Below are 25,226 nucleotides of genomic sequence, written 5' to 3' on the forward strand. Positions count from 1 at the left end.
ATGAAAGAACAGTTCACCACCACGGTGAGAGTGAAAGGCAAGGGTGACGCCAAAGCGCGCGCCTTTGCCGACGCGCTGAACCACGTTCAGGCCGCGGTGATGAAAGCATCGCCGCATATCTTACTGCGTATTGAGCCACAGGATGTGCAGGTTGTTCAGGCGCAAGAAGCGGTGCGTAAAGAGGCGTTTCTGTTCTTCTTTTTGCGCCGGGAGAGACGCACCTACAGCGTGGAGCTGGATGTGACCGTCAACGTGACTGCCATCAATCTGGACCAGGTGGACTTTGTCACGCAACGCTGATTCTTACTAATAGGGCAGACTAATGTTCCTGATAATTTTAATAAAATCGCTCATCATCGGCGGCCTGGTTGGCGTCGGCGTGGGCGCCGGGGCTGCACGCATGTTCCATGCGCCTACCACTCAGGGTATGGGCGCATTTCGTACGTTGGGGGAGCTGAACTCCTGTGAAGGGGATCCGGCCTCTCACTTCTCCTTTGGGTTAGGCTTCTTCTTCAACGCCTGGGCCTCGTCGGTTGCGGCGGGTTCCTTCACCCAGGACGTTGACCACCGCATCATCCCGAACTGGGGTGCCGCGGCACTGATGATCAAAAACCGTAACGTCGGCGAGACGCTGCACGATCCCCGCAAAATGGCGATTGCCTGCGGCGTGATCGGCATGATGGTCGTCACCTTCCTGAACCTTACCGCCTCGTCCGTTCCTGCAGCTCTGCAGGTCACCGCCGTGAAGGTGCTGGTACCGGCCGCAAACCTGCTGGTGAACACCGTGATGCCGGTGATCTTCTGGCTGGCGGCTATCGACGCGGGTAAAAAATCGGGCTTCTGGGCCACCGTCTTTGGCGGCGCGGCGCAGCTGATCATGGGTAACGCCGTACCGGGCCTGGTGCTGGGGATCCTGATCGGAAAAGGTGTGGAAGAGAGCGGCTGGAACCACGTCACCAAAGTGATGATGGTCGCCATCGTATTGCTGTTCGTGCTGAGTGGTTTCTTCCGCGGCTTCGACATGAAGATGATTGAATCCTTCCATCTGACCGTGCCGAACTGGCTCGACATGATCCACAACTCGCTCAGCGGCAAGTAACAGGAGCCTCTAAATGGAACAGAATAAAGGTTTTTGGTATGCCGACTGGTCGTTCCCGATCTTCGTTGGCCTGCTCTCCTCCGGCGTGTTCGCCGGGACGCACATGTACTACCTCTACGGCATCGGTGCCTTTAACGAAGTGGCCTTCGTGGCGATGCTGAAAGCGGGCATCGATACCGGTGCCTACGGCGCGGTTGCCGCCTTCGGCGCCAGCTTCCTGTTCGCCCGTATTATCGAAGGCTCCCTGGTAGGGATCCTTGATATCGGCGGGGCGATCCAGACTGGCGTCGGCTTAGGTGTTCCGGCGCTGCTGCTGGGAGCAGGGATTATGTTCCCGGTGACCAACTTCCTTGCCTCGCTGGTAACCGGCCTGGTGATTGGCCTGGCGATTGGTTACATCATCATCCTGGCGCGTAAGTTCACCATCAACCAGAGCAACTCCACCTACGGGGCGGATGTGATGATGGGGGCCGGTAACGCCTCCGGCCGCTTCCTCGGGCCGTTGATTATCCTCAGCGCCATGACCGCGTCGATCCCCATCGGCATCGGTTCCCTGTTAGGTGCTCTGCTGTTCTACATCTGGCAGAAGCCGATTACCGGTGGCGCCATCCTCGGCGCGATGCTGTTGGGCTGGCTGTTCCCGGTCGCCCTTTAATACCCGCGGGCGCTCAGGCGCCCGCCTTATCAGGAGAACCCCATGTTTGATTTACTCCTGCGCCGTGCGCGCCTTACCGACGATACCCTGACCGATATCGCCATTCAGGACGGGAAGATCGCAGCGGTGGGCGACATCACCGATCCCGCCCATCATACCGTTGAGCTGAACGGTGACACCTGGGTCAGCGCAGGCTGGATTGACTCCCACGTCCACTGCTACCCGAACTCCCCGATTTACCATGATGAGCCGGACAGCGTGGGCATTGCCACCGGCGTCACCTCGGTGGTGGACGCGGGCAGTACCGGGGCGGACGACGTGGACGATTTCTATGAAATCACCCGTAAAGCCGCCACCGAGGTCTTTGCCCTGCTGAACATCTCCCGCGTGGGGCTGATTGCCCAGAACGAACTGGCCAATATGGCCAATATCGACGCCAGCGCGGTGAAGCAGGCGGTGAAACGCCACCCGAATTTTATCGTCGGCCTGAAAGCGCGCATGAGCAGCAGCGTGGTCGGTGAGAACGGCATTACGCCGCTGGAGCGCGCCAAAACCATCCAGAAAGAGAACGGCGATCTGCCGCTGATGGTGCACATCGGCAACAACCCGCCGAACCTTGATGAGATTGCCGACCTGCTGAGCTCCGGGGACATCATTACCCACTGCTACAACGGCAAACCGAACCGCATTCTGACCCCGTCCGGCGAGCTGCGTGCCTCTGTCACCAACGCCCTGAAACGCGGCGTGCGTCTGGATGTCGGCCACGGCACGGCGAGCTTCAGCTTTGAGGTGGCGAAACGCGCCATCGCGCTGGGCATTCTGCCGCACACCATCAGCTCGGATATCTACTGTCGCAACCGCATCAACGGCCCGGTGGGCTCGCTGGCCAGCGTGATGTCGAAATTCCTCGCCATTGGCATGTCGCTGCCGCAGGTGATTGAGTGCGTGACCGCCAACGCCGCCGACGGCCTGCGCCTGGCCCATAAAGGCCGCATTCAGCCAGGCCTCGACGCCGACCTGACGCTGTTCACCATTAAACGCCAGCCAACCGTGCTGACGGATGCCGAAAACGACAGCCTGCAGGCTGAACACATTCTGGTGCCGCTTGCCGCGATCCGCGCGGGCAAGGGCTACATGACCGAACAAGGGAGCACGGAACATGCCTTCAATTTTTGAGAAATACAATTTAAAACAGGTCATTAACACCTCCGGGCGCATGACCGCGCTCGGCGTCTCCACCCCGCGCCCGGAAGTGGTGCAGGCGGCCATGGAGGGTATGAACCAGTACTTCGAGATGAAGGATCTGGTCAACAAAACCGGTGAGTACATCGCGAAGTTGTTGGATGTGGAAGGGGCGACCGTCGTCTCTTGCGCCTCGGCGGGCATCGCCCAGTCGGTGGCGGCGGTCCTGGTCAAAGAGAGCGACTGGCTGCTGGAGAACCTGCACATCACCCCGATTGAGAACAACGAGATCGTTCTGCCGAAAGGCCACAACGTCAACTTTGGCGCCCCGGTCGGCACCATGGTGGCGCTGGGCGGCGGCAAGCTGGTGGAAGCCGGTTACGCCAACGAATGCTCCGCCGATCAGCTGGCGGCGGCGATCACTCCGCGCACTGCGGCAATCCTCTATATCAAATCCCACCACTGCGTGCAGAAGAGCATGCTCAGCGTCGAGCAGGCGGCAGTAGTAGCCCGTAAACACGATCTGCCGCTGATCGTCGATGCGGCGGCGGAAGAAGATCTGCACGCTTACTACCGTTCCGGCGCGGACCTGGTGATCTACAGCGGCGCGAAGGCCATCGAAGGGCCAACCAGCGGCCTGGTGATCGGCCGAACTCAGTACGTTGAGTGGGTCAAACGCCAGACGGCGGGCATTGGCCGCGCCATGAAGGTAGGTAAAGAGGGCATTCTGGGCCTGACCTGCGCCATTGAACACTACCTGACGGCGACCAAAGAGAGCGGCGACGAGATGGTGGCGAAGATGACGCCGTTTATCGATGCCCTGAATACCCTCAACGGCGTGACCGCCCGCGTGGTGTGGGACAGCGCCGGGCGTGACATCGCCCGCACCGAGATCAAGTTCGACGAAGCCACCACCGGCGTCGGCACCGCAGATCTGGTCGCGAAACTGAAGCAGGGCGAATACGCCATCTACTTCCGCGGCTACAAGGCTAACGAAGGGATCATCGAAGCCGACGTGCGCAGCGTCAGCGCTGACCAACTGAATATCGTCTATCGCCGCATCAGCGAAGTATTAGGCCAGGAGAAAAAGGCATGAAACTGACCCCCAATTTTTATCGCGACCGCGTCTGCCTGAACGTGCTGGCCGGTTCCAAAGCTAACGCCAGCGCCATCTACGAGGCGGCAGAAGGCCATGTGCTGGTGGGCGTGCTCTCCAAAAACTACCCGGACGTGGAGAGCGCCGTGGCGGATATGCGCGAGTATGCTCAGCTTATCGACAATGCGCTCTCCGTGGGCCTCGGGGCGGGCGATCCGAACCAGTCGGCGATGGTGAGCGAGATCTCCCGCCAGGTGCAGCCACAGCACGTGAACCAGGTCTTTACCGGCGTCGCCACCAGCCGCGCGCTGCTGGGGCAGAGTGAATCCGTGGTCAACGGCCTGGTCTCCCCGACCGGCACCGTCGGGATGGTGAAGATCTCCACCGGCCCGCTGAGCAGCGCGGCACCGGACGGTATCGTCCCGGTGGAAACCGCGATTGCCCTGCTGAAGGATTTTGGCGGCAGCTCAATCAAATACTTCCCGATGGGCGGCCTGAAATGCCGTGACGAATACCAGGCGGTGGCGGAAGCCTGCGCCCGTCACGACTTCTGGCTGGAGCCGACCGGGGGCATCGATCTGGAAAATTATGAAGAGATCCTGCAGATCGCCCTCGATGCTGGCGTGAGCAAGATCATTCCGCATATCTACAGCTCGATCATCGACAAAGCCAGCGGCGACACCCGTCCGGAAGATGTCCGTACGCTGCTGGAAATGACGAAGAAGCTGGTGAAGTAATAAAAACCAACCCCTCACCCCGGCCCTCTCCCCAAAGGGGAGAGGGTGTAATCGTCCCCTCTCCCCTTTGGGGAGAGGGTTAGGGTGAGGGGAAAAAACCGCACACACCTTAAGGAGCCACCATGCACACCCGTAACCTGCTTGTCGCTTCACTCTCAATGCTTGCCACCGCCGCCGTCGCCCAGACGCAGTATGCCTGGGTGGGCACCTACAACCCCAACGGTGAAGGTCTGTACCGCTTTACCCTGGACCCGCAATCCGGTGCGCTCGCCAACAAAACGCTGGTGAGCACGCTGCCGAACGCCGCGCAGCTGACCGTCTCGCACGACGGCAAAACGCTCTATCTGGCCAGCGAAGTGGAGCAGGGCGTGGTGCAGGCGCTGCGGGTGGGCGATAACGGCGAGCTGAGTGAGCTCAATCAGGTGGCCTCCGGTGGGGCGGGTCCGGTGTATCTCTCCCTGACGCCGAACGGCCAACATCTGCTGGTGGCGAACTACGTCAGCGGTTCGATTGCGGTTCTGCCGATCAACGCAGACGGCAGTCTGGGTGATGCCACCGACAAACATCAGGATCAGGGTGAACCTGGCGCCGCGAAACCGGAAGCGGCGGCAGAGGGCAGCTTTGCCATCAGCGATCACAATGGCCCCCATGCGCACATGATCGCCGCCGATCCGAGCGGGAAATATGTTTTTTCCACCGATCTGGGGCTGGATCGGATCTACCAGTACCGTTTTAACGATCAAACCGGGACGTTGACCCCGAACGATCCGCCGTTTATCAACGCCTCTTCGAAAGGAGCCGGGCCGCGCCACTTCGTCTTTACGCCAAAAGGGGATGCCCTGTGGCTGATTAACGAAGAGGCGTCTACGCTGACCCATTATGCCGTGGAGGCTAACGGCACCCTGAAAGAGGGCAAGACGGTCTCGGCGCTGCCAGAGGGTTACAAAGGCACCAGTTTTGCCGCCGGGCTGGCACTCAGTGCCGATGGCAAACAGCTGTATGTCGCTAACCGTTTGCATAACAGCATCGGGCACTTTACCGTAACGGCGGATGGCACGCTGACCCATCAGGATGATGTCTGGACGCGGGGCGATTACCCGCGCACCCTGACGCTGGATAAACAGGGGCGCTGGCTGTACGTCATGAACCAGCGCAGCGACAACATCACCCGTTTCCGCGTGGCGCAGGACGGCAAGCTGAGCTTCGAACCAGACTATACCCCGGTCGGCAGTCCATCCCAGATGGTCATTTCACCCTAAGCTGTAAGAGGACAACCACGTGCGATTTCCCAACCAACGTTTAGCGCAACTTTTCGATCTGTTGCAAAACGAAACGCTGCCTCAGGATGAACTGGCGCAACGGTTGTCGGTCTCCACGCGTACCGTCCGGGCTGACATTACCGCACTCAATGCGCTGCTGGCGGGAAACGGGGCGCAGTTTATTCTCAGCCGCGGGAACGGCTATCAGCTGAAAATTGACGATCCGGCCCGCTATCAGCAGTTGCAGGATTCCCATCCGCGGATGCTGCGTATTCCGCGTACCGGCCCGGAGCGGGTGCACTACCTGGTGGTGCGCTTTCTCACCTCGGCCTTCTCCCTCAAGCTGGAAGATCTGGCCGACGAGTGGTTTGTCAGCCGGGCCACGCTGCAAAGCGATATGGCGGAGGTGCGCGAGTGGTTTCACCGCTACCGACTGACGCTGGAGACCCGCCCGCGCCACGGCATGAAGCTGTTTGGCAGTGAGATGGCGATCCGCGCCTGCCTGACCGATCTGCTGTGGCAGCTGGCGCAGCAGGACAACCTCAATCCGCTGGTGACGGAAGTGGCGCTCAACGCCGGCGTGCCGGAACAGCTTGCCGCCGTCCTGCATGAGACCTTCACCCGCCACCATATTCGCCTCACCGACGAGGGCGAACTGTTTTTGCGCCTCTACGGCGCGGTGACGGTGCGACGCATCAGCGAAGGTTATCCGCTCCCGGAATTTAACGCCGAAGAGGTGGCCGAGAACGTGCGCGATGCCGCCCGGGATATCGCCAGCGCCATCGCCCGGCTGGCGGATAAGACCCTTTCGCCCGCGGAAGAGACCTGGCTGGGGGTGCATATCGCCGCGCGCCAGGTGCAGGAGATCTCCCCCAGCGCCATCAACGCCGATGACGAAGAGGCGCTGGTCAACTACATCCTGCGCTATATCAACACCCACTTTAACTACAACCTGCTCGACGACACTCAGCTGCATGCGGATCTGCTGACCCACATAAAAACCATGATCACCCGCGTGCGCTACCAGATCATGATCCCCAATCCGCTGCTGGATAATATCAAGCAGCACTACCCGATGGCGTGGGACATGACCCTCGCCGCGGTTTCCAGTTGGGGGAAATACACCCCGTACGTGATCAGCGAAAACGAGATCGGTTTCCTGGTGCTGCACATCGGCGTCGGGCTGGAGCGCCACTACAACATTGGCTATCAGCGCCAGCCGCGGGTGCTGCTGGTCTGCGACGCGGGCAACGCGATGGTACGGATGATCGAGGCGGTATTGCAGCGCAAGTATCCGCAAATCGAGGTGACGCGCACCCTGACGCTGCGGGAGTACGAGCAGTGCGAGAGCATCAGCGAAGATTTCGTTATCTCCACTGCGCGAATCGCGGAAAAAGCCAAGCCGGTGGTACAGATCGCCCCGTTCCCGACCGACTACCAGTTAGAGCAGATCGGCAAGCTGGTGCTGGTGGACAGGACGCGCCCGTGGATGCTGGAGAAGTTCTTCGACGCCAGCCATTTCCGGGTTATCGATCGCCCCATCGACCAGCAGACGCTGTTCCGCGAGCTGTGCGGTCAGCTGCAGGAGGAGGGGTTTGTTGACGCGGAGTTTCTCGATTCGGTGGTGGAGCGTGAGGCCATCGTCAGCACCCTGCTCGGCGACGGCATCGCCCTGCCGCACTCCCTCGGATTGCTGGCGCAAAAAACCGTGGTCTACACCGTGCTGGCCCCGCAGGGCATCCAGTGGGGCGACGATACCGCGCACGTCATCTTCCTGCTCGCCATCAGTAAAAGCGAGTACGAAGAGGCGATGGCGATCTACGATATCTTCGTCACCTTCCTGCGTGAAAGGGCGATGACCCGACTGTGCGGATGCCACGATTTTGACGAGTTTAAAACCGTGGCGATGGAGTGTTTGAGTCGTTTTTGAGAGGCGTTATCCAGAATTCGATGTAATGCGATTGTAATGCTAAACTGCATTACAAATTCGATCTTATCGGAGGCATAATGGCCACGCTGAATGTCCGTCTGGATGACAAACTTAAAAACGAGGCTTATGCCGTGCTGGAAAAACTGAATATCACCCCCACAGAAGCTGTCCGGCTTCTGTTCCAATACGTCGCAGAAAATGGCCGCATGCCGGTCAAAACCGTGACGGTGAGCGACAGCGAAGATGAGCTGATCAGAACGGTCAGGGAACGGCTGGCAAATCCGCAAAAAGGGATCAAGGTTAGTCTGGATGACTTATGAGCTTGAATTCGATCCGCGTGCGCTAAAGGAGTGGCACAAACTGGGTGAGACTGTTAAAACCCAGTTTAAAAAGAGGCTAAAGGTCGTACTGTCCAACCCGCGGATAGAATCTGCCAGGCTCCATAACATGCCGGACTGCTACAAAATCAAGCTCAAAGCGTCCGGTTATCGGCTGGTGTATCAGGTCAGGGATGAAGTCATCACCGTTTTTGTGGTCGCAGTGGGAAAACGCGAAAAATCAGCCGTCTACCGTGACGCAAATCAACGGCTGTAAAACTCAACGCAAATGATGCACCACCTGATTACTGCTGCCGCGCCAGATAAGCATCGGATCTTTCAGATCCTGCATAAACTTGCCGTCGATCAGCACGTTGATCAGGTCTACAACCTGCATCTGGTCATCGTTTAATTCATCCAGCTTATAGCCGGTCCATACCCAGATATCTTTGCCCTTACACTCGGTGCGAATGCGCTGCACCAGCCGCAAAATATCCGGCACGTTCTGCGGGTGCAGGGGATCGCCGCCGGAGAGGGAGATCCCCTGGCGTTTGATGCGCGTGTCGTTGAGATCGTCGATGATCCGCTGTTCCATTTCAGCGGTGAACGGCATGCCGGAGTTCAGCCGCCAGGTGCTTTTGTTGTAGCAGCCGGGGCATTCGTGGATGCAGCCGGAGACAAACAGGGTGCAGCGGGTGCCAGGACCGTTGACGATGTCGACGGGGTAGTACTGGTGATATCGCATAGAAGATGTCCAGAAAGTCGTGCGCGCTGAGACCCTCACCCCGGCCCTCTCCCTGAAAGGGAGAGGGGGAAAAGACCGCACCGTGCAGTCCCCTCTCCCCTGTGGGGAGAGGGTTAGGGTGAGGGGATTAACCGATCTGCCCATTCCCCAGATGCTTCACGCGGCGCTTCACCTCTTCCTGCTTCCCGGCGTTGAACGGACGCGCATCCGGGCTGCCGAGATAACCGCACACCCGGCGGGTCACGGAGACGCGGGCGGCGTCGTGATTACCGCATTTCGGGCAGGTGAAGCCTTTGCTGGTGCATTCGAACTCGCCGGTAAAGCCGCACTCGTAGCACTCATCGATGGGCGTGTTGGTACCGTAATAAGGCACGTGCTGATAGCTGTAATCCCATACGTCTTCCAGCGCCTTCAGGTTGTGCTGAATGTTCGGGTACTCGCCGTAACAGATAAAGCCGCCGCTTGCCACCGGTGGGTAGGCCGCTTCAAAGTCGATCTTGTCGTACGGGTTCACCTTCTTCTCCACGTCGAGGTGGAAGCTGTTGGTGTAATACCCTTTGTCGGTCACCCCCTCCACCACGCCAAACTCGGCGGTATCCAGACGGCAGAAGCGGTCGCACAGGTTCTCGCTTGGAGTGCTGTAGAGGCTGAAACCGTAGCCGGTTTCGTCTTTCCACTGGTCCACCGCATCGCGCAGACGCTGGACAATAGCGATGCCTTTCGCCCGCAGGGTTTCGCTGTCGTAGATATGCTGATCGCCTGCCAGGGCGTTAATGGTTTCGTGGATGCCGATATAGCCCAGCGAAATAGAGGCGCGGCCGTTTTTGAAGATCTCCGACACATCGTCATCAGCCTTCAGGCGGACGCCGCAGGCCCCTTCCATATAAAGGATGGGCGCGACACGGGCTTTGACCCCTTCCAGGCGGGCGATACGGGTCATCAGCGCTTTACGCGCCAGCAGCAGGCGCTCGTCCAGCAGCGTCCAGAACGCGGCTTCGTCGCCTTTGGCTTCCAGGGCGATACGCGGCAGGTTCAGACTGATCACGCCCAGGTTGTTACGTCCGTCGTGGATCTGCTCGCCGTTTTCATCTTCGTACACGCCGAGGAAGCTGCGGCAGCCCATCGGGGTTTTGAACGACCCGGTGACTTTCACCACCTGGTCATAGTTCAGAATGTCCGGGTACATGCGCTTGCTCGCGCACTCCAGCGCCAGCTGTTTGATGTCGTAGTTCGGATCGCCGAACTTGTGGTTCAGGCCGTCGCGGATAGCGAACACCAGTTTCGGGAACACCGCGGTTTTGCGGTTTTTGCCGAGGCCAGAGATGCGGTTACGCAGAATGGACTGCTGGATAAGACGGGATTCCCAGCTGGTGCCCAGACCAAAGCCAAAGGTGACGAACGGCGTCTGGCCGTTGGCGGTGTGCAGGGTGTTCACCTCATACTCCAGCGACTGGAAGGCGTCGTAACACTCTTTCTCGGTGCGGGAGCGGGCATAGCCGTCGGCATCCGGGATCTGCCACTCTTCTGCCGTCTGACGGTGCTTGTTAAAGCTGGCAGTCACAAACGGGGCCAGCACTTCGTCGATGCGGTTGATGGTGGTGCCGCCGTAGATATGGCTGGCGACCTGGGCGATGATCTGCGCGGTCACCGCGGTGGCGGTGGAGATTGATTTTGGCGGCTCAATCTCGGCGTTGCCCATCTTAAAGCCGTGGGTCAGCATGCCCTTCAGGTCGATCAGCATGCAGTTGAACATCGGGAAGAACGGCGAGTAGTCGAGATCGTGGTAGTGAATATCCCCGCGCTCGTGGGCCTGCACCACGTCGCGCGGCAGCAGGTGCTGACGGGCATAGTGCTTGGCGACGATACCGGCCAGCAGGTCGCGCTGGGTAGGGATCACCTTGCTGTCTTTGTTGGCGTTTTCGTTGAGCAGCGCAGAGTTGGTCTGTTCCACCAGGCCACGGATCTCCTGGTTCAGGCGACCACGTTTTTCACGCTCGATATCCCGGTCGTGACGGTATTCAATGTAGGCGCGGGCCAGTTGCTTATAAGGGCCAGACATCAGCTGGTTTTCTACCGCGGTCTGGATCTCGTTGATATCCACCTTGCTGCGGTTTTGCATCTGATTACTGACAACGTCTGCGACGGTGGCGCAGTAATCTGCGTCATCGACTCCCGCTGCTTTAGCTGCACGCAGAATCGCTTCCTGGATGCGCTCTGATTTGAAAGGCACGTTGCAGCCATCTCGTTTCATCACATGCGGTGTCATGATCACTCCATTCATCTATTTATAACTACAGGTTATCCACAGAGGCAGGGAAAGGGGTCGGGGCCGTAACTGCCGACGCGCGCGCGATTTCTCCTGATATTGACCCTTTTTATCCACACTTTTGCGCAGCGTGGTTTGCATCGTCTTGTGGCAATAATAGACGATGAATACAACATCTTGGGTCGGCGAGCATTTTAAGTTCTATATGTAGTGCTTTGCATCAAACAAGTTTGCGATTTATTTGATTCAGGACAAGGTAAAAAACGAAGTGTACAGATGGCGGGCGATCCGGGGTTTGTAAATTCTGCAAGCGCAAATCTGGTTGATTTTCCACCAAAAAAGGGGTGCGCCGGGCAACCGTGCGGTCCCCGGCGGAGAACGTCAGGCCTGCAGCCACCATACCGCCTCAAACGGACGCAGGGTCATGGCGTCAGGCTGCGGCGACACTTCGGTGTAGTTGCTCATCACCACCTGCCAGTCGCCCTCAACCGCCTGCGGCTGCCACGACTGACACTCACGGCTCAGGCTGGCGACCACCATCAGCGTCTGGCCCTGCCACTGGCGGCGATAGCACCACAGGGACGGGTGATCCGGGAGCAAATCATGGTAATCCCCCCAGGTCAGCACCGGCAGGGTTTTACGCAGCTGGATCAGCGTCTGATAGGCGTAAAACACCGAATCCGGATCGGCCAGCGCCGCCTCGACGTTGATCGCTTCGGCGTTATTCCCGAGGGCGATCCACGGCTCGCCGGTGGTAAACCCGGCATTGGCGGAGGCGTCCCACTGCATCGGCGTCCGGCTGTTGTCACGGGATTTACTGGCGAGGATCGCCAATAGCTCGTCCGCATCCCGTCCCTGGGTGCGCAGCCCGGCGAACATGTTGTGGCTCTCCACGTCGCGGTAGTCGGTGATGCGGGTGAAGTGCGGGTTGGTCATGCCAATCTCTTCCCCCTGATAGATGTAAGGCGTGCCCTGCATGCCGTGCAGCACCATCCCCAGCATCTTCGCCGCCGGGACGCGGTACTCGCCTTCGTCGCCAAAGCGCGAGACGATGCGCGGCTGGTCGTGGTTACACCAGAACAGCGCGTTCCAGGCTTTATTGTGCATCCCCTGCTGCCAGTGGCTGAACAGCGCTTTCAGCGCCACGAAATCGGGTTTCGCCAGCGTCCACTTCTCGCCGTTGGGATAATCCACCTTCAGGTGGTGGAAGTTAAAGGTCATCGACAGTTCGCGCCCGTCGAGGGCGGCGTACTGCTGGCAGTGCTCCAGGCGGGTGGAGGACATCTCGCCCACCGTCATCAGGTTGCGCGGGGTAAAGACGTCCCGGCTCATCTCCTGCAGATAGTCGTGAATGCGCGGCCCGTCGGTATAGAAGCGACGGCCATCGCCAATGGTATCGTCCGGGAAATCCTGGTCTTTCGACACCAGGTTAATCACGTCGAGACGCAGGCCGTCCACGCCGCGATCGGCCCAGAATTCGCACACTTTTTTCAGTTCGGCACGTACCTCGGGGTTTTCCCAGTTGAGATCTGCCTGCTCGGGGGCAAATAGGTGGAGATAGTACTGCTCGCTTTCGGCATGCCAGCGCCAGGCGTTGCCGCCAAACTTGGATCGCCAGTTATTGGGCAGTTGCTCCGGGGTGCCGTCGCGCCAGATATAGAACTCCCGGTACGGGCTCTCTTTATTGAGCGACTCGCGGAACCACGCGTGCTGCGTTGAGGTGTGGTTAAACACCATATCCAGCACGATGCGGATCCCACGTTGATGGGCTTCGGCCACCAGCTGGTCGAAATCATCCAGGGTGCCGTAGGCCGGATCGATGCTGACGTAGTTCGCCACGTCGTAGCCGTTATCCACCTGCGGGGAGATATAAAACGGCGTCAGCCAGATGGCGTCGATGCCGAGGGTGCTGAGGTAGTCGAGACGTTGGGTCACGCCGCGCAAATCTCCGGTGCCGCGCCCGGTGGTGTCCTGGAAACTCTTAGGGTAGATCTGATAGATGACGCCGTTCTGCCACCAGTGAGGAAGGGTATTCATGATGCGTTCCTGCAAATGCGAAGGAGCGCAACGGCGCCCCGAAAGAGATTAAACAATCTGCAAAGTGCCCTGACGGAACTTGCGCTGATAGATAATGGTGGTCAGCGCCATCGGGACGATAATCGCAATGGCCATCGCCAGGGAGAAGACCTGCCAGTAGCTGGTCTGGATAGAGAGGATGCCCGGCAGACCACCGACGCCGATGCCGTTGGCCATCACGCCGTTCAGGCCGCACAGCAGGCCCGCCAGCCCGGAGCCGATCATCGCGCAGAGCATCGGGAAGCGGTATTTCAGGTTGATGCCGTACATCGCCGGTTCGGTGACCCCGAGATAGGCGGAGATCGCTGCCGGAACCGAGATTTCACGTTCGTTATGCTTACGGCTGACGATGATGATGCCCGTCACCGCCGAGGCCTGCGCAATGTTCGACAGGGCAATCAGCGGCCACACCGGGGTGCCGCCGAGGCTCTGGATCATCTGCATATCGATTGCCAGGGTGGTCTGATGCACGCCGGTGATCACCAGCGGGGCATACAGGAAGCCAAACAGCGCGGCGCCAATCGGAGCGAAGCTGCCGGTCATCAGGTGACGCACCGCGTACGCCACGCCGTCGCCAATCATGCGGCCAAACGGACCGATAAAGGCGTGGGCGAGGAACACCGCGATGATCAGGGAGCAGACCGGCACCACCACCAGATAGAGATAATCCGGCACCATGCGCTTGAGGCGGGTCTCAATCATCCCCAGCGCCAGACCGGCCAGCAGGGCCGGGATCACCTGCGCCTGATAGCCCACTTTGGCGATGGTAAACAGGCCGAAGTTCCACACCTCAGGCACCTGCTGCCCAAGTAAGTAAGCGTTCATTAACTGCGGAGAGACCAGGGTCACGCCCAGCACGATACCCAGAATCGGCGTACCGCCCATTTTGCGCACCGCCGACCAGCAGATCCCCACCGGCAGATAGAAGAAGATCGCCTCGCCAATCAGCCACAGGAAGTCATAGATGCTTTGCAGGGCCGGGTACAGCTGGGCGAGGGTTTTGCCGTCGCTCATCGGTATATCGCCGATCAGGTTACGGAAACCGAGGATTAAGCCCCCGCTGATCAGCGCCGGCAGCAGCGGGAAGAAGATCTCCGCAAAGTGTGAAATGAGCTGTTCATGCCACTTCATGTTCTGGCGCGCGGCCTTCTTGGCCTGCTCTTTATCCGCCGACGAGTGGCCGGTGGTGGCCAGCAGCGCCTTGTAGTAGTCGCCGACTTCGGTGCCGATCACCACCTGGAACTGCCCGGCGTTGGTGAAGCAGCCTTTCACCATCGACAGCTCTTCGATGGCTTTCGGGTTGGCCCTGGCCGGATCGTTTAACACAAAACGCAGGCGGGTAATGCAGTGGCTGACGGTGGCGATATTGTCACGTCCGCCAACCAGCACGATCAGCTGGTCGATATCCGTTTGTTTTACTTTGCTCATCATGAAACCTCATGACAGATGGTAGGGGTTATGGACTGGAGGCAAGCCTACTCTTTCAGCGTAACGCGGAAAATGGGAACGTTCCCGAAATCGGGCGAGGATCACAATAAAGCGTCTTTTGACGCTCAGGAGAGGGTGACGGGAATGACGATCTGGCGGGGTTCGCTGCGGCCGTTTATCTGCTCAATCAGCTGCATAGCGGCCTGACGGCCGGAGTCGGCGTAGCCCGGATCGACGGTGATGATCTCCGGGTGGAGGAACTTCATCAGCGGCGTGTTGCCCACGCTCGCCAGCTGCAGGCTGTCGAGGCGCTGCTCTTGTAAGTACTTACTTGCGCCCAGAGCCAGAGTATCCGTGGCACAGACCAGCGCAGTGGTCTGCGGGGTCAGCACGTCGGCCACCTTTTCATAGCCCTGCTTCATCCCCAGCCCGGGTAACGCAGCCACCGCAGGCAGCGCGTTTTGCTTGCAGAATTCGAGGTAGGCATTGTGGCGGCGCTGGCCGGTGGTGACGTCGCTGTGCGGCACGCCAAGATAGCTGATATGGCGATGACCGCCGTCGTACAGGCGCTGCATCAGAACGCGAATCGCCCCTTCATCGTCGTAGCACACCGAGGCAAAGCCGCGGGCATCGCGGGCCAGCATCACCAGCGACGATTGCCACGATCCGAGCATCTGCTCGCCGAGGCCGGTAAAGCCAAACAGTACCACCCCGTCGATGTTGCGGCGTTTCAGCATCCCGAGATGCTCTTCCACCATCTGCGGCGAGAACTTGCTCTCCATCATGATCGGATCGTAGCCCTGCTCGTAGAAGACCGGCAGCATGGTCTGCACGGCCAGGTTTTCCGACAGCGAATCCAGACGGGTAACGATGATTGCCACCACTTTGTCGCTCTGCCCGCGCATGGCGCGCGCCGAGCGAGAAGGGGAGAAGCCGTGCTGATTCATCACCGCCTCGACGCGTTCGCGGGTGCGCTCGCTGACACCACTTTCGTTGTTCAGCACCCGTGAGACGGTGGATTTACCCACGCCGCTCAGACGCGCGATGTCTTTGATGGTGAGGCGGTTCTGCATGCTTGTTTCCCTGTGACGCATCAATGAAATAATCATTAAGCCTAAAGCGAAGGGGTGGATCCGCAATGGGCAAAGTCTGGTTTACGTTTGGTTTAATACCTGGGCGGTATCATACCGCCCGAATTGTCACGAGCGGTACGGCTAAAACACTATACTGCGCGCCGACTTACGCTTTTTTTACTTACCGGAGGCGATATGGATCCCGATCCCACCCCTCTCCCCCCAGGGAGACCCCTTTCTTTCCGGTAAGCCTGATCTCACTGCCTTACCGGATGCGTAAGGCAGCGACGTTTTTCTGCGTCCCTGCATAACTGATACCGCCTTTCAGGTATGGCTTTGTCACGCCTGAAGGCAAGACTGCCTCCGTTTTTACGGGGGCGGGAGACGCATTATGTTCAAAAACTTCACCCAACAGCTGTTTACCCGGCTGAGCCGCCACCTGCCGCGCCGTCTGGTGCAGCGCGACCCGATGGCAACAGGCAAAACCGATACCGTCATCCCCGGTGCGCTTGCCGCCCACTGTCTGCGGGTGGCCGCGATGGACGAGCCCGCGCTGTGGCGGAGCTTTACCAGCCACCCGGAAGGGCTGACGGCCGCAGAGGTCGACGCCGCCCGCGCCATGCACGGCGAGAATCAGATCCCGGCGCAAAAACCGGCCCGCTGGTGGGTGCATCTCTGGATCTGCTATCGCAACCCTTTCAACCTGCTGCTGACGGTGCTGGGCCTTATCTCCTATGCCACCGAAGACCTGTTTGCCGCCGGGGTGATCGGCCTGATGGTGGGCATCTCCACGCTGCTGAACTTTATCCAGGAGGCCCGTTCCACCCGGGCGGCGGATGCCCTGAAGGCGATGGTCAGCAACACCGCCACCGTCTTACGCACCCTTAACGATAAAGGCGAAAGCGGCTGGCGGGAGGTGCCGATTGACCAGCTGGTGCCGGGGGATCTGGTGAAGCTGGCGGCCGGGGACATGATCCCGGCGGATTTACGCATTCTCCAGGCCCGGGACCTGTTTGTGGCCCAGGCCTCGCTGACCGGTGAATCCCTGCCGGTAGAGAAAGTCGCCCACAGCCGCGATCCGCAGCAGAACAACCCGCTCGAGTGCGACACCCTGTGCTTTATGGGCACCACGGTGGTCAGCGGTACGGCGCAGGCGATGGTGATCGCCACCGGGGGCAACACCTGGTTTGGGCAGCTGGCCGGACGCGTCAGCGAGCAGGAGAGCGAGCCCAACGCCTTCCAGCAGGGGATTGGTCGGGTCAGCATGCTGCTGATCCGCTTTATGCTGGTGATGACGCCCATCGTGCTGCTGATTAACGGCTACACCAAAGGCGACTGGTGGGAAGCGGCGCTGTTCGCGCTCTCGGTGGCGGTGGGGCTCACCCCGGAGATGCTGCCGATGATTGTCACCTCGACCCTGGCACGTGGAGCGGTAAAACTCTCGAAGCAAAAGGTGATCGTCAAGCACCTCGACGCTATCCAGAACTTTGGCGCGATGGATATCCTCTGCACCGACAAAACCGGCACCCTGACCCAGGACAAGATCGCGCTGGAGCACCATACCGACGTCTCCGGCAAGGTCTGCGAGCGGGTACTCAATACCGCCTGGCTGAACAGCCACTACCAGACCGGGCTGAAGAACCTGCTCGACGTCGCGGTGCTGGAAGGGGTGGATGAAGCCGCCGCCCGCACCCTCTCAACCCGCTGGCAGAAGGTGGATGAGATCCCCTTTGATTTTGAGCGCCGCCGCATGTCGGTGGTGGTGAGCGAAGCGCAGGGCGTGCATCAGCTGATCTGCAAAGGGGCGCTGGAGGAGATCCTCAGCGTCTGCACGCAGGTGTGGCATAACGGTGAAATTGTCCCGCTGGACGACAGCATGCTGCGGCGCATCCGGCGCGTCACCGACAACCTCAACCGCCAGGGGCTGCGGGTGGTGGCGGTAGCCAGCAAGTTCCTGCCGGCCCGCGTTGGGGATTACCAGCGCATCGACGAATCGGATCTGATCCTCGAGGGCTATATCGCCTTCCTCGATCCGCCGAAAGAGACCACCGCCCCGGCGCTCAAAGCGCTGAAAGCCAGCGGCATTGTGGTGAAAATCCTTACCGGCGACAGCGAGCTGGTGGCGGCGAAAGTGTGCCGTGAAGTGGGGCTGGACCCGGGCGAGGTGGTAACGGGCAGCGAGATCGAAACGCTCTCCGACGACGACCTGGCGTCTCTGGCTAAGCGCACCACGCTGTTTGCGCGCCTGACCCCGATGCATAAAGAGCGTATCGTCACCCTGCTGAAGCGCGAGGGGCATGTGGTGGGCTTTATGGGGGATGGCATCAACGATGCGCCGGCGCTGCGTGCGGCGGACATCGGCATCTCCGTCGACGGCGCGGTGGATATCGCCCGGGAAGCGGCGGATATCATTCTGCTGGAGAAGAGCCTGATGGTGCTGGAGGAGGGGGTGATCGAAGGCCGCCGCACCTTCGCCAATATGCTCAAGTACATCAAAATGACCGCCAGTTCCAACTTCGGTAACGTCTTCAGCGTGCTGGTGGCGAGCGCGTTTCTGCCGTTCCTGCCGATGCTGCCGCTGCATCTGCTGATCCAGAACCTGATGTATGACGTCTCCCAGGTGGCGATCCCGTTTGATAACGTCGACGAGGAGCAGATCCAGAAGCCGCAGCGCTGGGAACCGGCAGAACTCGGCCGTTTCATGCTCTTTTTCGGCCCGATCAGCTCGATCTTCGACATTCTGACCTTCTGCCTGATGTGGTTTGTGTTCCACGCCAACACCCCGGATCAGCAGACCCTGTTCCAGTCCGGCTGGTTCGTGGTCGGGCTGCTGTCGCAGACCCTGATTGTGCATATGATCCGCACCCGGCGCATTCCGTTCCTGCAGAGCCGCGCCGCCTGGCCGCTGATCGTAATGACGGGGCTGGTGATGGTGCTCGGCATCGCGCTGCCGTTCTCGCCGCTGGCGGGGTATCTGCAATTGCAGGCGCTGCCGCTGAGCTACTTCCCGTGGCTGGTGGCGATCCTTGCCGGGTACATGGTTTTGACCCAGATGGTGAAAGGGTTCTATAGCCGTCGCTACGGGTGGCAGTGAAACCTTACCCCTCACCCCGGCCCTCTCCCCAAAGGGGCGAGGGAGAAAAGACGGCTCCGTGCAATCCCCTCTCCCCTATGGGGAGAGGGTTAGGGTGAGGGGAGAGGGAGCCGTTTCCTCCCAAATTCAACAACCTGTGATCTTCATCACCCGCCGCGCTTGACGCTAATTTGCGCACATGTTAACAGAATGTTTTGCCTTTTTTCGGCCCGTCAAATAAGGAACATTCATGTTACGGTACAGCCTCCTGACCGCCGGGCTTATGCTCGGTTTTTCTGCGTTTGCCGCCCCGGCAGGCGATCTCCCCCTGATGCCCTGGCCTGCGAAGGTCGAACGTCCTGCCACTCAGGGCGCGCTGGTCATCAACGATAACTTCTCCGTCAGCGTCACCGGGGACGATCTCGGCGACGCGGTAACCCGTCTGCGTCAGCGGGTGGCGCTGCAAACCGGCTGGACGCTCCGGCCGCAGACCGACAAATCAGAGAAGCCGACGGTGACCATCGCCATTGCCCGTAAGGTGGCCCCCCAGCCCAAACCGGACAGCGATGAGAGCTACACACTCACCGTCGACGCCAGCGGGGTGGCTATCACCGCTAACACCCGCTTCGGTGCTCTGCGGGCGATGGAGACCCTGCTCCAGCTGATCCAGAATGGCCCGGAGAACACCTCCCTGCCGTGGGTCGCCATTGAGGATGCCCCGCGCTTCCCGTGGCGCGGCCTGCTGCTCGACTCGGCCCGTCACTTTATTCCGCTCGACGACATCAAGCGTCAGATCGACGGCATGGCGGCGGCGAAGCTCAACGTCCTGCACTGGCACTTAACCGACGATCAGGGCTGGCGCTTTGCCTCGAAGCGCTACCCGAAACTGACCGAGCTGGCCAGCGACGGCCTGTTCTACACCCAGGATCAGATGCGCGACGTGGTGCGCTACGCCACCGCGCGTGGCGTTCGCGTGGTGCCAGAAATTGACATGCCCGGCCACGCCTCGGCCATTGCCGTGGCCTATCCAGAATTGATGAGCGCCCCCGGCCCCTATGAGATGGAGCGCCACTGGGGCGTGCTCAAGCCGGTAATGGATCCCACCAAAGAGGCCACTTATACCTTTGCCAGCGCGATGATCGCCGAACTGGCGGCGATCTTCCCGGATCCCTACCTGCACATAGGAGGCGATGAGGTAGATGACAGCCAGTGGAAAGCCAATCCGGCGATCCAGCAGTTTATGCGCGACAACAAGCTGGCCGACAGCCACGCGTTGCAGGCGTATTTCAACCGCAAGCTGGAGACGATCCTCGAGAAAAACCAGCGTCAGATGGTGGGCTGGGATGAGATCTTCCACCCGGAGCTGCCGAAGAGCATTTTGATCCAGTCCTGGCAGGGGCAGGACGCGCTGGGCGAGGTGGCGAAGCAGGGCTACAAAGGGATCCTCTCCACCGGGTTCTATCTCGATCAGCCCCAGTACACCGCCTATCACTACCGGAATGAGATCGTCCCTCAGGGGCTGAACAACGTGGACGCGATCACTGACCGCGACAGCGCCCAGAGCTGGTCCTTCACCCTGCCACGCCTGAAGGGCAAGCCGCTGGAGGGGAGCTTTACGCTGGTGAAAGGCGACGCGGGCTGGCGCGGGTTTATCGATTTCGCTGGCAAATCGCGGCGGGCGGTGCAGGAGATCGACTGGCGCAGCGACAACCAGGTGAGCTTTACCGTCGATACCTGGATGGGGGAGACCCGTCCGGTGGTGACGGTGAAAGACGACAAGATTGAGGGCTATTTCCTGCTTGGCAACAGCCGCTACCCGGTGACCGGCCAGCGGCTGGATGCGGTGCCGGCAGGGATCGCCCCGGTGGTGCCGGATGCCAGCCAGCAGGCCAATCTGCTGGGCGGGGAAGCGGCCCTGTGGGCAGAAAACGTCGCCGCCCCGGTGCTGGATATCAAGCTCTGGCCGCGGGCGTTTGCGGTGGCGGAGCGGCTGTGGTCGGCGCAGGAGGTGAACGATGTGGATAACATGTACACTCGCCTGCAGGCAATGGACAGCTGGTCGACGGTCTCGGTGGGGCTACAGCAGCACGCCCGCCAGCAGGTGCAGTTTACCCGTCTGGGGAACACCACCGACACCATGGCGTTGAACATCCTCGCTCAGGCGCTGGAGCCTGCCCAGTATTACACCCGCAATCATCTCAAGTTCCAGGCCGGGAATTACGATCTGTTTGAGCCGCTGAACCGCCTGGCGGATGCCCTGGCGCCGGAAAGCAACACCGTGCGGCAGATGAACCGCTGGGCCGAGCGGCTGGTGAGCGATGCGGAAGAGAGTGAAAGCGCCGAGTCGCTGCGTCATCTGTTTACCCGCTGGCAGAGCAATACTCCGGACGCGCTGGCGCTGGCCGAAAGCAGCTATCAGTTAAAAACGATGAAGCCGGTGATTCAGACGGTAGATAAACTGGCGGCAATTGGGCTGCGCTTAACGGATCTGGTGGCGCGTCAGGGAACCCTGGATGATACCGAGATCGCGTCGATTCAAAGTGAGCTGGATAAGGCGGCGCAGATTCAGGATGAAGTGGTGATTGCAGCGGTCTACCCGCTGGAGAAACTGCTGCGCGCGACGCGCAATCAGTAAAAAATGCCCGGTGGCGCTACGCTTACCGGGCCTGTAACGTCCGCACCAACCCGTAGGCCGGGTAAGGCGAAGCCGCCACCCGGCAAACAGACCGCACAAGCCTGTTTGCCGGGCATCAGGACACCTTACTTCTTCAGGGTCCACGCCATCTGCCAGTGGGAACCTACACCTGGTTCGTACTGGTTAGCGGCAGGTTTGTACTGGACGCAGTAGCCGCTGTATGGCGCTTGCTTACACTGGTAAGTTTTGCCATTTTTCGGCTGCAGCACCACGGTACCCGCTTTGTAAGAAGAGAGGTTCTGTGGGAAGGTAAACTCGTAGTTACCCGCTGCACCGTTGTCGGTGTTTGACGCTTCGCCTTCCAGCATCATGTCAATCACGTCCTGCGCGAACATTACGCCATCTTTGTTGGTCGCGTAGTATTTCAGCATGTGGTGACCTGGGGTCACGTCAGTCAGGTTCATGGTAACGTCCTGGTTGGCGTTATTCATGTCCTGCTTCACATAGCCTTTTTCAGCACCGGCGTGGTTCATCACACGCGCTTCCAGGTTTACATCACCCTGGGTGTTGACGTGGAAGGTCACGGTTGCCGCGCCATCTTTGATTTTGCTGAACTGCACGTTGGACACAGCGATATCTTCGCTGGCCTGAGTCTGCTGCTCTTCATAAGAGATGGCGACAGATTTCAGGGAGCTGCCGTCTTTCACGTAGACGTTGTTCGCGCCGTGAACCGGGTTAACCACACCGCTTTCATCTTTCATACCGACACGCACATCGCTGTGTGCCGCGTTGATCGCCTGTGCCAGGTCGTAGGACCACTGGCTTGCCTGACCCTGGGACGCAGAGGAGACAGTCAGTTCGGTACGCAGGGAGCTAACTTCGCCATTCGCATCGAAGAAGCGAGCGATAACTTTGTCGCCTGCGTTGATGTTGTTACCAGAGATCTGGCCATCCAGCGTTTTGGTCCACTCGGAAACTACCGCTGGGGTTTCGTCTGGGGTGACGTTGCCGCCGTTACCGAAATCAACGTCGATTGCCTGGTAGAAGCTGTTAGTGGTATCGGCAATTTCCCATACCGCGTAAATAACCTGGTAGCCAGTACGCTGTGGAACATTACAATTCATTTCCTGACGCTGAGCAGGTGCCTGGCCATTACCGCTAACAGTACAGAATGGGGTGGATTCAAATTGATCGCGGGTCAGCGGTTTATTTGGATTCCAGTCTTGCTTGGTAATATACCAGCGCCAGTTAACCGTTTTATGTGGCGCAGTGTGGTACCAGGTAAATTTATTTGCACCCGCCGTGATCGGGGTTTTGGTCCAGGCATTCAGGCTCTGTTTGTCCAGCTGAGAATACTGGGAAATACCGGCGCTGGCCAGCTGTCCGTCCGGTGGCAGTGCGCCTTCAGGGAAGCCGGAGGTACGTTCTACGCTCTGTGGTTCATATTGCACAGTGCCGCAATCAATATTTTTACCGAGCTTACACATATAAGCGCGGCTGGCTGGAGATTCTACATAACCATGAGCTAAAGCCGATGAAGCAACCGTGAGTGTGGCAAGTGCCAATGCAATTTTAGACAGTTTCATTTTTTATTCCATTAAAGGGGATTAATGCTTTTTGGGCACGGCTAGTGTCGTCCGGAATAAAAAATTAGTCATTTTAAGCTGCGATGAAAAAGAATAATGAAAATGCTTGAAGGTTATTTCGCTCTGTGTATTCAGGAAATAAAAAAGGCAGCTCAGGCTGCCTTTTGCATATTAAAATCAACTATTAGCGACGCACGGCAATCGCTTCAATTTCGATTTTCACGTCTTTTGGCAGACGCGCCACTTCCACGCAGGAGCGCGCCGGGAAGCCCGCATTGTGCTCGGTGAAGAAGGCTTCATAGGTGGCGTTAACGGTGGCGAAGTCGTTGAGATCTTTCACGAATACCGTCGTTTTAACGATATCGCCCACTTTCAGGCCAGCGGATTCCACGATCGCTTTGACGTTTTCCAGCGACTGACGCGCCTGCGCAGAGACGTCTTCCGGCACGTCACCGGTTTTTGGGTTCACCGGGATCTGGCCGGAGGTGATGATCATGCTGCCAAGATCAACGCCCTGAACGTATGGGCCGATAGCTGCAGGTGCATTTTCCGTCGCGAGTACTTTGGTCATGATTTCTCCTGAATAACAGCGTTATGAATATGCCTGCCATTATAGAGAGGCAGGCATGCATTACCACTGCGATTAGTTGGCCAGCACCACATTATGGGAAAACTCTTTTTCGCAGTATTTGCATTTGAGTGCGATGTCATTGGCGCGTTTTTTCACTGCAAAACTGGAGTTTACCGGTTCAGCATGGCTGATACAGTTACTGTTCGGGCACACCAGCACGCCATTAATGCGGTCCGGCAGGCTCGGACGGGATTTGCCCACCACTTCGTAGTCGTCGATGCGGTTCACGGTAGCATCCGGCGCGTACAGGGAGAGCTGGTTAACCTGCTCGTCGGTCAGGAAGGTGTTCTCAATTTTGATCAGATCCTTGCGGCCCATCTCGCCGGAAGGCAGGTTCAGGCCGATGGTGATGCGCTGGTCGGTTTCGGTCAGTTTGAACAGGGTCAGCAGCTTGAAGCCCACCTGCGCAGGGATATGGTCAATTACGGTGCCACGTTTGATGGCTTCGACCTGGAGTTTGTTATCGTGTGTCATGGTCATTTCCCCTTACAGAGCTAAGTCGCGATTCAGAACCAGTGCCAGTAACGCCTGGCGAGCGAAGATGCCGTTCCCGGCCTGCTGGAAGTACCAGGCGTGCGGCGTTTTATCCACGTCGGTGGTGATCTCATCGATACGCGGCAGCGGGTGCAGCACCTTCATGTTGCTGCGCGCGCCTTCGAGGTCGCTGGCACGCAGAACGAACTGCGCCTTGACGTTGGCGTACTCCGACGGATCCAGACGCTCCTTCTGCACGCGGGTCATATAGAGAATATCCACCTCGGCCATCATCTCTTCGATGCTGGCGTGCAGGCTCCACTGGATGCCTTTCTCATCGAGCATATCGAGGATGTATTGCGGCATCGCCAGCGCGTCCGGGGCGACAAAGTAGAAGCGGTTGCCGTTGAACTTCGCCAGCGCCTGGGTCAGGGAGTGGACGGTGCGGCCATATTTCAGGTCACCGACCATGGCGATGTTCAGGTTCTCCAGACGGCCCTGGGTCTCCTGAATGGTGAACAGATCCAGCAGGGTCTGGGTCGGGTGCTGGTTCGCTCCGTCCCCGGCGTTCAGCACCGGAATGCCGCCCGAGAACTCGGTTGCCAGACGCGCGGCGCCCTCCTGCGGGTGACGCATCACGATGGCGTCAACGTAGGTGCTGATCACCGAGATGGTGTCCGCCAGGGTCTCACCTTTTTTGCCCAGCGAGGTGTTGCTGCTGTCTGAGAAGCCCACCACGCTGGCGCCCAGACGGTGGATGGAGGTCTCGAACGACAGACGGGTACGGGTGGAGGCTTCAAAGAAGCAGCTGGCGATCACCTTGTGCTTCAGCAGCTCCGGCTGCGGGTTAGCTTTCAGTTTTGCCGCGGTTGCCAGAACCAGCTCCAGCTCTTCACGGCTGAGGTCGTTGATGGAAATGATGTGTTTTTGATAAAGCGGATTCATTTTTATCTCCTGACGCCGG

Annotated in this window: 21 protein-coding genes; 12 read left to right on the forward strand and 9 right to left on the reverse strand. The window is 59.2% G+C overall.

Annotated features, from left to right (window positions below; all coding sequences use genetic code 11):
• The 10 genes from SOM40_RS02160 to SOM40_RS02205 all read left to right on the forward strand — a co-directional run bounded on the left by SOM40_RS02160 (position 1) and on the right by SOM40_RS02205 (position 8,552).
• The gene (locus SOM40_RS02160) at positions 1–300 is read left to right on the forward strand and encodes a DUF4312 family protein (RefSeq protein ID WP_006810338.1); all 300 of its coding nucleotides are present in this window, start codon (positions 1–3) and stop codon (positions 298–300) included.
• 22 nt (positions 301–322) lie between these two features.
• Positions 323–1,099: a DUF4311 domain-containing protein gene (locus SOM40_RS02165; RefSeq protein WP_106994093.1), complete on the forward strand. Its 777-nt coding sequence runs from the start codon at positions 323–325 to the stop codon at positions 1,097–1,099.
• Positions 1,100–1,112: 13 nt separating this feature from the next.
• Entirely contained in the window at positions 1,113–1,754 is a 642-nt protein-coding gene (locus SOM40_RS02170) for a DUF4310 family protein (RefSeq protein ID WP_320529847.1), read from the forward strand.
• Positions 1,755–1,796: 42 nt separating this feature from the next.
• The gene (locus SOM40_RS02175) at positions 1,797–2,930 is read left to right on the forward strand and encodes an amidohydrolase/deacetylase family metallohydrolase (RefSeq protein ID WP_320529848.1); all 1,134 of its coding nucleotides are present in this window, start codon (positions 1,797–1,799) and stop codon (positions 2,928–2,930) included.
• Positions 2,914–4,032 (forward strand): DgaE family pyridoxal phosphate-dependent ammonia lyase, encoded by a 1,119-nt coding sequence (locus SOM40_RS02180; RefSeq protein WP_320529849.1) that lies wholly within the window; start codon positions 2,914–2,916, stop codon positions 4,030–4,032. Before SOM40_RS02175 ends, SOM40_RS02180 begins: the two co-directional genes overlap by 17 nt.
• Positions 4,029–4,769: a 2-dehydro-3-deoxy-phosphogluconate aldolase gene (gene dagF, locus SOM40_RS02185; protein WP_320529850.1), complete on the forward strand. Its 741-nt coding sequence runs from the start codon at positions 4,029–4,031 to the stop codon at positions 4,767–4,769. Before SOM40_RS02180 ends, dagF begins: the two co-directional genes overlap by 4 nt.
• A 122-nt stretch (positions 4,770–4,891) precedes the next feature.
• Positions 4,892–6,028, forward strand: coding sequence for a lactonase family protein (locus SOM40_RS02190; protein WP_261644613.1), 1,137 nt, complete (start codon positions 4,892–4,894; stop codon positions 6,026–6,028).
• Between the two features lie 19 nt (positions 6,029–6,047).
• On the forward strand, positions 6,048–7,958 hold the full coding sequence (locus tag SOM40_RS02195; RefSeq protein WP_166181427.1) for a BglG family transcription antiterminator: 1,911 nt from the start codon (positions 6,048–6,050) through the stop codon (positions 7,956–7,958).
• A gap of 77 nt (positions 7,959–8,035) precedes the next feature.
• Positions 8,036–8,278 carry a type II toxin-antitoxin system RelB/DinJ family antitoxin gene (locus SOM40_RS02200; RefSeq protein WP_103178029.1) on the forward strand — a complete coding sequence of 81 codons (243 nt, stop codon included), beginning with the start codon at positions 8,036–8,038 and terminating at the stop codon, positions 8,276–8,278.
• Positions 8,268–8,552, forward strand: coding sequence for a type II toxin-antitoxin system RelE family toxin (locus SOM40_RS02205; protein WP_225759730.1), 285 nt, complete (start codon positions 8,268–8,270; stop codon positions 8,550–8,552). Before SOM40_RS02200 ends, SOM40_RS02205 begins: the two co-directional genes overlap by 11 nt.
• A gap of 3 nt (positions 8,553–8,555) precedes the next feature.
• On the opposite strand, the gene nrdG is transcribed toward SOM40_RS02205, so the two are convergent.
• The 5 genes from nrdG to treR all read right to left on the reverse strand — a co-directional run bounded on the left by nrdG (position 8,556) and on the right by treR (position 15,863).
• Entirely contained in the window at positions 8,556–9,020 is a 465-nt protein-coding gene (gene nrdG / locus SOM40_RS02210) for an anaerobic ribonucleoside-triphosphate reductase-activating protein (protein ID WP_320529851.1), read from the reverse strand.
• Positions 9,021–9,147: 127 nt separating this feature from the next.
• Positions 9,148–11,286, reverse strand: a complete 2,139-nt coding sequence (gene nrdD / locus SOM40_RS02215) for an anaerobic ribonucleoside-triphosphate reductase (RefSeq protein ID WP_312996705.1) — start codon at positions 11,284–11,286, stop codon at positions 9,148–9,150.
• A gap of 381 nt (positions 11,287–11,667) precedes the next feature.
• A complete protein-coding gene (gene treC / locus SOM40_RS02220) occupies positions 11,668–13,323 on the reverse strand; it encodes an alpha,alpha-phosphotrehalase (protein ID WP_320529852.1) in 1,656 nt (551 codons plus the stop codon).
• Positions 13,324–13,371: 48 nt separating this feature from the next.
• Positions 13,372–14,790, reverse strand: coding sequence for a PTS trehalose transporter subunit IIBC (treB, locus tag SOM40_RS02225; protein WP_181247288.1), 1,419 nt, complete (start codon positions 14,788–14,790; stop codon positions 13,372–13,374).
• 125 nt (positions 14,791–14,915) lie between these two features.
• Entirely contained in the window at positions 14,916–15,863 is a 948-nt protein-coding gene (gene treR / locus SOM40_RS02230) for a trehalose operon repressor TreR (protein WP_166181431.1), read from the reverse strand.
• Positions 15,864–16,254: 391 nt separating this feature from the next.
• On the opposite strand from treR, the gene mgtA reads away from it, so the two are divergent.
• The gene (gene mgtA / locus SOM40_RS02235; protein WP_320529853.1) at positions 16,255–18,957 is read left to right on the forward strand and encodes a magnesium-translocating P-type ATPase; all 2,703 of its coding nucleotides are present in this window, start codon (positions 16,255–16,257) and stop codon (positions 18,955–18,957) included.
• A 229-nt stretch (positions 18,958–19,186) separates the two neighbouring features.
• Entirely contained in the window at positions 19,187–21,571 is a 2,385-nt protein-coding gene (locus SOM40_RS02240) for a beta-N-acetylhexosaminidase (RefSeq protein ID WP_320529854.1), read from the forward strand.
• 125 nt (positions 21,572–21,696) lie between these two features.
• Here the strand turns inward: SOM40_RS02240 and gbpA are convergent, their stop codons facing one another.
• From gbpA to pyrB, 4 genes are all read right to left on the reverse strand, one after another.
• Positions 21,697–23,157 carry an N-acetylglucosamine-binding protein GbpA gene (gene gbpA / locus SOM40_RS02245; RefSeq protein WP_312077727.1) on the reverse strand — a complete coding sequence of 487 codons (1,461 nt, stop codon included), beginning with the start codon at positions 23,155–23,157 and terminating at the stop codon, positions 21,697–21,699.
• A 184-nt stretch (positions 23,158–23,341) separates the two neighbouring features.
• Positions 23,342–23,728 carry a 2-iminobutanoate/2-iminopropanoate deaminase gene (gene ridA / locus SOM40_RS02250; protein ID WP_106994110.1) on the reverse strand — a complete coding sequence of 129 codons (387 nt, stop codon included), beginning with the start codon at positions 23,726–23,728 and terminating at the stop codon, positions 23,342–23,344.
• Positions 23,729–23,800: 72 nt separating this feature from the next.
• The gene (gene pyrI / locus SOM40_RS02255; protein ID WP_106994111.1) at positions 23,801–24,262 is read right to left on the reverse strand and encodes an aspartate carbamoyltransferase regulatory subunit; all 462 of its coding nucleotides are present in this window, start codon (positions 24,260–24,262) and stop codon (positions 23,801–23,803) included.
• A 12-nt stretch (positions 24,263–24,274) separates the two neighbouring features.
• The gene (pyrB, locus tag SOM40_RS02260) at positions 24,275–25,207 is read right to left on the reverse strand and encodes an aspartate carbamoyltransferase (protein WP_106994112.1); all 933 of its coding nucleotides are present in this window, start codon (positions 25,205–25,207) and stop codon (positions 24,275–24,277) included.
• Positions 25,208–25,226: the final 19 nt, after the last annotated feature.

The organism is Leclercia sp. CFBP8987, assembly GCF_034044995.2.
GTDB classification, from domain to species: domain Bacteria; phylum Pseudomonadota; class Gammaproteobacteria; order Enterobacterales; family Enterobacteriaceae; genus Enterobacter; species Enterobacter tamurae.

Excerpts from the sequence above, each read along its gene's own strand:
- SOM40_RS02200 (WP_103178029.1), top strand. The coding sequence starts at position 8,036 with ATGGCCACGCTGAATGTCCGTCTGGATGACAAACTTAAAAACGAGGCT.
- nrdG (WP_320529851.1), bottom strand. The coding sequence starts at position 9,020 with ATGCGATATCACCAGTACTACCCCGTCGACATCGTCAACGGTCCTGGC.
- pyrB (WP_106994112.1), bottom strand. The coding sequence starts at position 25,207 with ATGAATCCGCTTTATCAAAAACACATCATTTCCATCAACGACCTCAGC.
- mgtA (WP_320529853.1), top strand. The coding sequence starts at position 16,255 with ATGTTCAAAAACTTCACCCAACAGCTGTTTACCCGGCTGAGCCGCCAC.
- SOM40_RS02175 (WP_320529848.1), top strand. The coding sequence starts at position 1,797 with ATGTTTGATTTACTCCTGCGCCGTGCGCGCCTTACCGACGATACCCTG.
- gbpA (WP_312077727.1), bottom strand. The coding sequence starts at position 23,157 with ATGAAACTGTCTAAAATTGCATTGGCACTTGCCACACTCACGGTTGCT.
- SOM40_RS02205 (WP_225759730.1), top strand. The coding sequence starts at position 8,268 with ATGACTTATGAGCTTGAATTCGATCCGCGTGCGCTAAAGGAGTGGCAC.
- dagF (WP_320529850.1), top strand. The coding sequence starts at position 4,029 with ATGAAACTGACCCCCAATTTTTATCGCGACCGCGTCTGCCTGAACGTG.
- treC (WP_320529852.1), bottom strand. The coding sequence starts at position 13,323 with ATGAATACCCTTCCTCACTGGTGGCAGAACGGCGTCATCTATCAGATC.
- nrdD (WP_312996705.1), bottom strand. The coding sequence starts at position 11,286 with ATGACACCGCATGTGATGAAACGAGATGGCTGCAACGTGCCTTTCAAA.
- SOM40_RS02180 (WP_320529849.1), top strand. The coding sequence starts at position 2,914 with ATGCCTTCAATTTTTGAGAAATACAATTTAAAACAGGTCATTAACACC.
- SOM40_RS02165 (WP_106994093.1), top strand. The coding sequence starts at position 323 with ATGTTCCTGATAATTTTAATAAAATCGCTCATCATCGGCGGCCTGGTT.
- SOM40_RS02190 (WP_261644613.1), top strand. The coding sequence starts at position 4,892 with ATGCACACCCGTAACCTGCTTGTCGCTTCACTCTCAATGCTTGCCACC.
- treB (WP_181247288.1), bottom strand. The coding sequence starts at position 14,790 with ATGAGCAAAGTAAAACAAACGGATATCGACCAGCTGATCGTGCTGGTT.
- treR (WP_166181431.1), bottom strand. The coding sequence starts at position 15,863 with ATGCAGAACCGCCTCACCATCAAAGACATCGCGCGTCTGAGCGGCGTG.
- SOM40_RS02160 (WP_006810338.1), top strand. The coding sequence starts at position 1 with ATGAAAGAACAGTTCACCACCACGGTGAGAGTGAAAGGCAAGGGTGAC.
- ridA (WP_106994110.1), bottom strand. The coding sequence starts at position 23,728 with ATGACCAAAGTACTCGCGACGGAAAATGCACCTGCAGCTATCGGCCCA.
- pyrI (WP_106994111.1), bottom strand. The coding sequence starts at position 24,262 with ATGACACACGATAACAAACTCCAGGTCGAAGCCATCAAACGTGGCACC.
- SOM40_RS02240 (WP_320529854.1), top strand. The coding sequence starts at position 19,187 with ATGTTACGGTACAGCCTCCTGACCGCCGGGCTTATGCTCGGTTTTTCT.
- SOM40_RS02170 (WP_320529847.1), top strand. The coding sequence starts at position 1,113 with ATGGAACAGAATAAAGGTTTTTGGTATGCCGACTGGTCGTTCCCGATC.